Below are 9065 nucleotides of genomic sequence, written 5' to 3'. Positions count from 1 at the left end.
GATCCTCACACCGGTCTCGGCCGCGGGCGAAGTCGACATAAATTTCGCGACCGGCGTTGTCACAAAAAGCCGTTATCGTCGTAACACGTTGTGTCTTGACAAAAAGAGGGCGCCTAACCAGTTTTGGATTCTGTCCTCATGCTGGACAGAGCAGGGTCGCTTACCTAAGCCGACCCGTTGTTCACAGACGGAGGTCTTTGGATGACGCCACCGGGTAGAGCTGCCGCGTAGTGCTGCTGCATAGTTCGGGCTTCAGCATAGCGGCAAATCACGAACGCGACGGCGGGAGGGGCCTATGGGCCAAATCAGTGAGGCATGGACCAACCTGGCCCTCCCGGCCGTTGATGAATTGAAATAGGCGGAACGCAGGTAGCGTTCTGCGTTGCGCGGCTTGCTTCGCTTGGCTTGTTTGCCTCCGCCCTCCCGGCTTATCCTTTCACTCGCATTGTGTCTGTCCACTCGAAGGCTTGCGCTGCATGTTCACGCGCGGCCCGGTGCTGATGCTGCGTTTCCAAGATATCCAGCACGCGCTCGTGCGCGGTCGCCGCATGCGAATGATCTTCTTTCGGCCTCGCTCGTGGATTGGACCGACTAAGGCGCTCTGGAATGATTTCAACACTTCTCCAGCTCGAAATCCTGGCTTCTGCAGCGCAGTTGAGCCGCGCATATGCTACTCGAGCCCAGCGCTTGACTTGTGGCTTGTGCTGACGTGATCCTGTCGCGCAGCCGCCGGATTGGCATGCAGCCGGCGGCATTTACGCGCGTGTGACCCATCCGAGGAGGAGCCAATGAAGGCGCTGATGATGACCGTGGCTGCGCTTGCCAGCATCGTTACCACCCTGGCAAACGCCGCGCCGTTACCAGAGGCAAAGCCGGACGAAGTCGGATTTTCGAAACAGGGTCTGGCCCGGCTCGACGATTTCTTTGACCGCGAGATCTCCGCCAAACGCGTGCCCGGCGCGGTCGTCGCAATAGCTCGCGATGGTAAGCTCGTCCACTACAAGGCTTACGGGCAGCTTGACCCGACCAGTGGCACGCCAATGCAGCTCGACGCGGTCTTCGCGCTTGCCTCCATGACTAAGCCGATGGCAGCGGTCGCTGGACTGACGCTGATGGAACAAGGCCGCTTGCCTCTTCAGGCCAAACTCGCGGACTATTATCCGGCGTTCGCCACGATGCAGGTGGGAGTGCCGCAGGCGGACGGTTCGCTGAAGATGGAAGCGCAGGCTTCACCGATCTACATTCACGATCTGTATCGCCACACATCAGGCCTGATGTATGGAGGACGGCCGGACAGCTCGAGCCCGCTTGTGCGTCTCTACCCCGATGGCACGGCGCCGGCTATCGAGGGCGATACACAAGCCTTCATTGATCGCATCACCAAGCTGCCGCTGGCGCATCAGCCATCGACGGAATTCGAATACGGCTTCTCGATTGACGTGCTGGGCGCGGTTATTGAAAAAGTCAGCGGTCAGCGGCTCGGCGAATATCTGGCTGCCAAGGTGTGGCGGCCACTCGGCATGAAAGACGCCACTTTCCATCCGGCGGAGGGGCAGCGCGAGCGTCTTGCACATCCGTTTCCGCATGACCCGCTAACCGGCAAGGCGCAGGCAATAAAGCTCCTCGATACGCCAACCAAGTTTGACTGCGCCGGCGCTTGCGCGTTCGCCACCGTTGGTGACTACGTCCGTTTTGGACAGATGCTGCTCGATGGTGGCGAGCTGGATGGCCAGCGCGTCCTTGGTCCCAAGACGGTCCATCACATGATCTCGAACCATCTTGGGCCGGAGATCAGGAATAACGTGGCGAACGTAGAGCCTCATCGCGGTGGCTTTGCTTTCGGCCTCGGCGTGGCGGTACGTACGAGCGAGGGTCTGTCGTCGGTTCCCGGCAACCCCGGCGAGTTCACCTGGAACGGCGCCTATGGGACGCAATTCTTCTGCGACCCAAAAGAGCGTCTCGTCGTGGTGGTCGGAACGGCAGCGCCAGGCGAACTGCGGAAGTTTTACCGCGAGCAGGTCCAGGACATCGTCTATGGCGCGATGGTGCGCTGAGGTTGATCGTCAGGCACGACCAAACCTTATCAGCTGAGATCAGGCGTTGGGGTGGAGGGTCTATTGGTCCGCCCAACACTCTCCATTGTGTCGCCTTGCTTTGGTCAAACCGGAATGAAGGCTGGGGGACTTCTCGCCAGATAGTCCAAGAGTCGCCTTCGATGTGGTGATATCGGACTGAGTACGGAGCGCCAATGCATTCCACATTGCCCTCAAAGCCAAGCGATGATCCCTGCGATTTCGTTGTGGTCGAACCCGATGCCGTTCGGGTTGCGCCCTCGGATGAAGAGCTTTCGGAATTGCTGCATCAAGCCGCGCGGCATCGTTCGGATAACAAAACCGGCACTCGGTCGGACTTCGCGGCCAACCCGACGGCTCCGCCTGTGGACACGACATTTCGCCCGACCGCGGTTTCGGGGCAACGTAGTCCGCTGGCCAGGCGGATGGTACGCGCCTTCATTACATTGCTGTTGGCCGCTTGCATGGGTGTTACCGCGCTCGCCTGGAAATCGTACGGCGATGTAGCCAAAAAGAAGATCGCCAAATTGACGACGCAGTTCGTGCTGACTACCTCGATGCCATCAGAACAATCGGAGCCGGCAGCGCAACCTGCTCAGGCTGCCGTTCAGACGAGCGAGGCGAATACGCCATCACCGCAAGCGGCGCCCGAGAACCAGACGGCGCCCGAAGCCATTGCGAAAGCCGATGACTCGTCTGCTCGGTCAGCGCAGCTGCTGGAGTCGATGGCACGCGATCTCGCAAGCCTGGGCCAGGAAGTCCAGCAGCTCAAGTCCGGCATGGAGCAGCTCAAGGCGAGCCAGCAACAAATTTCCCACCACATTGCCGATCGCCCTGAGCCGAACTTGCGGGCGAGGTCAGCGCCGCCTCCACCACGATCATATGCTGCGCGGCCGCGCAGGCCTGTGAGTTCATCTGCGCCGCCGCCCATCGCGGCAGCCCCAGCGTTGCCGCCACCGGCGCCTTATTACGCGCCACCACCATCTCGGCCGCAACAACAGACCACGACGGCATTTCCCGCCGAGGCGGAGTTGTCATCGGTGCCGCGGCCGCCGATGCCGGTGCGCTAGAGAGCGGATTCTCTTTGCGTAATCGGCCGGCACGCTATGGGCGAGCACCGAAGGGCGGTGCTCGCCCAGGGCTCAGCGTGCGCTCGGCGGAGGAAGCCGGCCGAAGATCTTTTCGAACGCCATTCCGATCGCGAGCAGGCGGCGGTCACTGCCCGGTGGCCCGTCAATCTCGAATCCGACCGGCAATTTGGAGGAAGCGCCGAGCGCGGCCGGAATCTGGAGGCCGGGAATGCCAGCGTCGCTGTCCGGATCGGTGTTCTGAATAAAGAGCAGGAAATTGGCGAGGCTGCTCGCGTCAGGATTGGAGAGGATTGCAACCTTTGGCGCGGTAGGAAATGCGATCGCGTCAAGCTTGTTGTTCGCGAATGTGTCTCGGTAAAGCGCCTGCAGCGCCGGTCTTGAGTTCTTTATAGCATCGTCATATGCCGGTTTCGCGTCGACAACGCTGTTGTTGGGACCGGGCAATTTCCGCGGAATGACCAGGCCGTCATAGGTGCCTTTCACGTCGGGGCTGGCGATACTTTTCGCGAGATCGTCGATGCTGATTCCGGTGCCGCTGGTTCGCAGGTACGCAACCATATCGTCGTAGGCTTCATAGAGCGCGACCGGAAATCCAATCTTGCTGTTGAGTTCGGCCAGGTTTGGCATCTCGACTTCTACGACCGTCACGCCGGCCTTCTTGAGCTTATCGAGCGCGGTGCGGAAAGCTGTCTCGGTATCGCTATCGGCATTGGCGAGCATTGCGTTGACGATGCCGACGCGCAGGCGCTTCGGATCAGCCGGAGCAAGCGCCTCGCCACCGGCAATCGCACGGTCCAGAATGGCGACGTCACCGACGGTCACCGCCATTGGGCCGGCGGTGTCGCGGGTATGGGAGATCGGTGCGATGCCCTGCTGCGGATAGCGCCCGACCGTCGGACGCAGCGCCGCGCAGCCGTTGAGCGCGCAGGGGACTCGAACCGAACCGCCGGTGTCGGTCCCAAGCCCCGCCGTGACAATGCGCGCTCCGATTGCCGCGCCCGTTCCCGACGACGAGCCCCCGGCAATCCTGGTCTGATCGTAGGCGTTGCGTACGCCGGGCTCACTTCCGGTTTTGAAGGCCGGGTTGTAGCCGGAAATGCCGAACGCGAGCTCGTGCATGTTGGTCTTGCCGATAATGATGGCACCGGCGGCTCGCAGCTTCTGCACGACGGGCGCATCCTTTTTCGGCACGAAATTCTTTAACGCCGGGGTGCCGGCGGTAGCGGGCAAGCCTGCCACCTCGATGTTATCCTTGATGACGACGGGAACACCGCCGAGCAGCTGGCACTTGCCTTTCCGGCGCCTGGAGTCAAACGCGGACGCGCTCTTCATAGCGCCGGCCTCATCAAGCGTGATGAACGCATTGAGCTCCGGCTTCGCCTTGGCGCGATCGAGCGCGGCTTTCACCAGTGCCTTGCTCGAGAGTTTCCCAGAGCAGACGTCAGCCGCCGCGCGTTGCGTCGTCAATGCCGTGAGATCAGGCGCGCCCTGCGCAAAACCCGCCGAACTGATCGAAAGGGTGAGACATGATACCGCGCCAGCCACGGCTACCTGAAAACCCGATCGCGCCATAGTCTCCCTCCCGATCGCAGTGCTACCGGGCGCAATCATGATCGCTTGGTGTCCGCAAGTATAGAGCCTGCGGCCAGAACATGTGTCGGGTCGTCAAGCCGCGCTCTGGATGACCAACCTGTTCTGGAGGTTTGGATCGCCCGACTTTCTGCTACTTTCAGCCCGGCTGGCGATCAACTACTATACTTTGCAAGAGCAGAGAGCGGCCGCAGCAATCATCGCGACCGCAACAATAATGCTCGCGATGAGGGGGAGCGCTTGGACGGACACGCGAGCTGTCGCTTGGAGACCACGCGCGGCGGCCTTGAAGGTCCTCGCCGGCGCCTGTGGGCGCCGATGTGGGTCACGCTGCTGTTCGCGATATTGGTATTTCTAGTTGTCTATCCCTTGCTCACGCTGTTGCTTGGCGCGCTCACCGATACAAATCCGGTGGTCGACGGCTTCAGCCTGCGGCATCTCTCGATCGCGAACTTCCTGCTCGTATCAGCCAATCCAAATGTCGTCGAGGCTTTGGTCAACACGCTGATTGCATGTGGCGGAGGAACGCTGATCGCGGTGGTCATCGGGCTGACGTTTTCGTGGATTGTGGTACGCACCAACACGCCGCTGAAGGGCTTTATCGCCGCCGCGAGCATCCTGCCGCTGTTCGCTCCGCCACTGGTCGCCGGCGTGGCCTGGAGCATTCTGGGCTCACCGAAGACCGGCCTCATCAATACGATGTTCAAGTGGGCGCATCTCGACTGGCATGTCGATTTCTATTCGATGTGGGGATTGGTGTTCGTCTTCGGCATCTATTACGCGCCTTATGTTTACATGTTCACCTCTTCGGCGCTGCGCAACATGGACCCGAGCCTCGAAGAAGCCGCCGAAATCTCCGGCGCCAGCGCCTTCGCAACATTGTTTTCTGTCACGTTTCCGCTGATCATGCCGGCAATTGTCTCGGGCATGCTGCTGTCGTTCATCGTAATGCTGGGCATCTACGGCATTCCCGCCGTTCTGGGCGCACCGGCCAATCTCAACGTGCTGACAACCTATATATTCAAGCTCACCAACTGGTCGCCGCCACTTTACAACACCGCCGCCGCGGTCGCGATTATCCTGATGCTGGTCACGGGCGCGCTGGTTTTTGTACAGCAAAAAGTCCTAAGCGGGCGCAGTTACACGACCGTCGCCGGCAAGGCCTTCCGACCCCGCAGCCTCGATCTTGGCCCGTGGCGCTGGTTCACGCTTGCGCTCGGCCTCGCCTACTTGCTGCTGGTCGTGATCCTGCCGAGCCTGGCGCTCATCGTCGCTGCGTTCCGGAAATTCATGTTCATCCGCGATGCCGCCAGTCTGTTCGATATGCGGCAATACTCGCTGATGCATTTCTACAGCATCTTCGATAATCCGCTGACGATGAGATCGATCTACAATGCTGTCGAGGTGGGAATCATCACCGCCGTCGTCGGCGGCTCACTTGCGTTTGCGATTGGCTACACCATCCATCGCACCAACGTGGCCGGCCGGCGCGGGATAGATCTGATCTCGACTCTCCCGGTAGCGATTCCGGGCCTCGTCATCGGGGTTGCCTATCTCTGGGCGTGGATCGGCATTCCCGGAGGGCTCTACGGCACCATCTGGATTCTTGCGCTGGCCTTCATCGCGCGTTTCATGCCGGACACCGTCAAAGCGCTGTCGACGTCGTTCCTGCAGATTCACCGCGAGCTTGAGGAAGCGGCATGGGTCTGTGGCAAGGGAATGCTCGGCACCATCAGAAGCATCGTGCTGCCGCTGGCGCGACCGGGCGTGATCGCCGCCATGACACTATTGTTCGTTCTGGCGATCCGCGAGCTCGGATCATCGCTGTTTCTCTACACCAGCAACACCATGGTAATGTCGGTGCTGCTGCTCGACTATTATGAAGGTGGCAATCTCGGAAAGACCGCCGCATTCAGTCTGGTGCAGACGGTGTTGCTCGGTGTGCTGATCGGCGGGGCGAACTGGCTGTCGAGAGGGCAGGCGCAGGGCGCCGTGACGCAAGGCATCAAATGATCACAAGGGAGCATTGAGTATGAGCCGGAACATCGTCTCCAGGATCGCAACCATCGCTGGAATTGCCTTCATCGCAATGGCACTGACGGGCGCGCCGGCATCGGCTCAGCAGGAGTTCGGCTCACCCGAATTGATTGCAGCGGCCAAGGCGGAAGGCAAGCTGGTCTACTACACGGCAAACTTTGCGGAGGTCGAGCAACAAGTCATCAAGGAGTTCAACAAGCGCTTTCCGGAGATCAAGGTCGAGATGGTGCGCGCCCCCGGAGGCCAGCTCATCACGCGTGTCAAAACCGAGGCGGCGGCAGGCAAGTTGATCGCCGACGTGATCGACCATTCCGATCGCGCACTGATGTTGCCGTTGGCCGACCTGTTCCAGGATTATGCACCGCCGAATGCTGCCGACTATAATCCAGATGCGCAAATTTCGCCGAAGCTGTGGCCACGCGCTACGCTGGTGTGGTCGATCGCCTACAACACCGAGCTCGTCAAGAACCCGCCCAAATCCTGGATGGATCTGACCAAGCCCGAATACGACAAGATGATCGGGCAGGTGTTCGCCCAATCCGGCGGCACCACATGGACCCGGATCATGTTCGAGCGCCGCGTATTGGGTGAGGATTATTGGGCCAAGCAGGCTGCCACCCACCCGATCCTTTATCCGTCCGGCGCGCCGATGTCGGACGCGCTGGTGAGAGGCGAGATCGCCATCGGTCCGTTGCTGTACAATGCGATCTATCCGAAGCAGAAGGACGGCGCGCCGATCAAGATTTTTTTCCCGCCCGAGGGCGCACCGGTCAATCCCTATGCTACCGGCATTCCGAAAACCGCGACCCATCCTAACGCGGCGAAGCTTTTCCTCAACTGGTGCCTGTCCAAGGAAGGTCAGACCTTCATGATCAAGGAGCTTGGCAATCTCACCTCGTTGAAGGTGCCGCCAGTGTATCCCGAAGGCTTCGATCCCAAGATCGTCAAAGCCTGGTACCCAAATTTCGACGAGTACGTAAAGCTGCACGGTCCTTGGGTCGCCGAATGGGACAAGACGTTCGGTTACCGGCAGTGATCGCAGCGATCACCGCAATGCCGAAACAATCCAGATCATGACGGCAACACTCGAGGTGAGGGAGCTGCGCAAGCAGTTCTCGGTCGGCCGTCCGGCCATCGACGGCGTCAGCTTTTCCGTTCCGGCCGGCGAGATCGTGGTGCTGCTCGGTCCTTCCGGTTGCGGCAAGACGACGACTTTGCGCTGCGTCGCCGGCCTCGAACATCCGACGTCCGGTCAAATCAGCATCGGCGGACAACTGGTATCCTCGCCCGAGCGCGGCATCATGGTGCCGCCACGGCTGCGCGATCTCGGAATGGTGTTTCAGTCGTATGCGGTGTGGCCGCACATGACCGTTCGGCAGAACGTGGTCTATCCCCTGAGACACCGCAGGATCACCCGCGCCGAGGCCGACCGCAAGGTGGACGAAGTTCTGGAACTGGTCGGGTTGTCGGAATATGCGGCGCGGCCGGTCGTGGCGTTATCCGGAGGCCAGATGCAACGTGTCGCGCTGGCGCGGAGCATTGTCTATCGGCCGCAGTTGTTGCTGCTTGATGAACCATTGTCGAATCTCGACGCCAAATTGCGCTTGCGATTGCGCGACGATCTGAGGAGCATTCTCAAGCAGACCGGCATGACCGCGCTTTACGTTACCCACGATCAAGCCGAAGCCGTTGTGCTCGGTGATCGCATCGGTGTCATGCGCGATGGCAAGCTGCTGCAGATGGGCACGCCGGACGAAATCTATAACCGACCGGCCGATTTATTCGTCGCGAACTTTACGGGCGCTACCAACGAACTCACCGGCATTCTGGTTGAACACGGCGGCGAGTTCGGCGTCATCGATTTTGGCGGTGGACGGCGAGGCGAGGCGGCATTGCTGCAAAAGCTTAATCTCGGAGAAAAGGTGCGTATTGCATTGCGGCCGGAAAATATTGGCATCGGCAAGCAGGACGATCGCAACCTGTTTCCGGGCCGGGTGATCGCGCGCCGGTATCAGGGCACACAGACGGTCTACGACATCGAGTTGTTCGGGGTCCGGTTGGAGGCGCTCGAACTCGGCACCGCAGCGCGCCATCAGATCGGGGTCGAGACCTCGGTTGCGCTTCCGCGCGAAGGTTGCTGGGCTTATCGTGACACCGGACCAGCCTCCCACAATTAGAAAGCATGGCACGAACGGATAAAACCGGCTCTGCGCGGACAGACGCAAAGCGCTTGCCGAACATGACGCCACACCAGAAAATAGCGACAGGAAATCAG

The 9065-nt window shown here is 60.5% G+C and carries 6 protein-coding genes; 5 read left to right on the top strand and 1 reads right to left on the bottom strand.

Annotation, left to right across the window (positions count from 1 at the left end; genetic code table 11):
• The first annotated feature begins 788 nt into the window (after positions 1-788).
• Positions 789-2054 carry a serine hydrolase domain-containing protein gene (locus VJV58_RS05255; protein ID WP_324136284.1) on the top strand — a complete coding sequence of 422 codons (1266 nt, stop codon included), beginning with the start codon at positions 789-791 and terminating at the stop codon, positions 2052-2054.
• 194 nt (positions 2055-2248) lie between these two features.
• Positions 2249-3142 (top strand): hypothetical protein, encoded by an 894-nt coding sequence (locus VJV58_RS05250; protein ID WP_324136283.1) that lies wholly within the window; start codon positions 2249-2251, stop codon positions 3140-3142.
• 72 nt (positions 3143-3214) lie between these two features.
• Here the strand turns inward: VJV58_RS05250 and iaaH are convergent, their stop codons facing one another.
• A complete protein-coding gene (gene iaaH, locus VJV58_RS05245; RefSeq protein WP_324136282.1) occupies positions 3215-4735 on the bottom strand; it encodes an indoleacetamide hydrolase in 1521 nt (506 codons plus the stop codon).
• Positions 4736-5071: 336 nt separating this feature from the next.
• On the opposite strand from iaaH, the gene VJV58_RS05240 reads away from it, so the two are divergent.
• From VJV58_RS05240 to VJV58_RS05230, 3 genes are read left to right on the top strand one after another with little or no spacing between them, the layout of a single operon-like run.
• Entirely contained in the window at positions 5072-6766 is a 1695-nt protein-coding gene (locus tag VJV58_RS05240) for an iron ABC transporter permease (RefSeq protein ID WP_324136281.1), read from the top strand.
• 19 nt (positions 6767-6785) lie between these two features.
• A complete protein-coding gene (locus VJV58_RS05235; protein ID WP_324136280.1) occupies positions 6786-7826 on the top strand; it encodes an ABC transporter substrate-binding protein in 1041 nt (346 codons plus the stop codon).
• Between the two features lie 37 nt (positions 7827-7863).
• Positions 7864-8967 carry an ABC transporter ATP-binding protein gene (locus VJV58_RS05230; RefSeq protein ID WP_324136279.1) on the top strand — a complete coding sequence of 368 codons (1104 nt, stop codon included), beginning with the start codon at positions 7864-7866 and terminating at the stop codon, positions 8965-8967.
• Positions 8968-9065: the final 98 nt, after the last annotated feature.

This window comes from Bradyrhizobium sp. (genome assembly GCF_035273305.1).
GTDB lineage: Bacteria > Pseudomonadota > Alphaproteobacteria > Rhizobiales > Xanthobacteraceae > Bradyrhizobium.
Note: the sequence above shows the minus strand (reverse complement) of the source record. Positions and strands in the feature narration are given on the sequence as shown.

Coding starts and splice junctions, on each gene's coding strand:
- VJV58_RS05255 (WP_324136284.1), top strand. CDS start 789: ATGAAGGCGCTGATGATGACCGTGGCTGCGCTTGCCAGCATCGTTACC.
- VJV58_RS05235 (WP_324136280.1), top strand. CDS start 6,786: ATGAGCCGGAACATCGTCTCCAGGATCGCAACCATCGCTGGAATTGCC.
- VJV58_RS05230 (WP_324136279.1), top strand. CDS start 7,864: ATGACGGCAACACTCGAGGTGAGGGAGCTGCGCAAGCAGTTCTCGGTC.
- iaaH (WP_324136282.1), bottom strand. CDS start 4,735: ATGGCGCGATCGGGTTTTCAGGTAGCCGTGGCTGGCGCGGTATCATGT.
- VJV58_RS05240 (WP_324136281.1), top strand. CDS start 5,072: ATGTGGGTCACGCTGCTGTTCGCGATATTGGTATTTCTAGTTGTCTAT.
- VJV58_RS05250 (WP_324136283.1), top strand. CDS start 2,249: ATGCATTCCACATTGCCCTCAAAGCCAAGCGATGATCCCTGCGATTTC.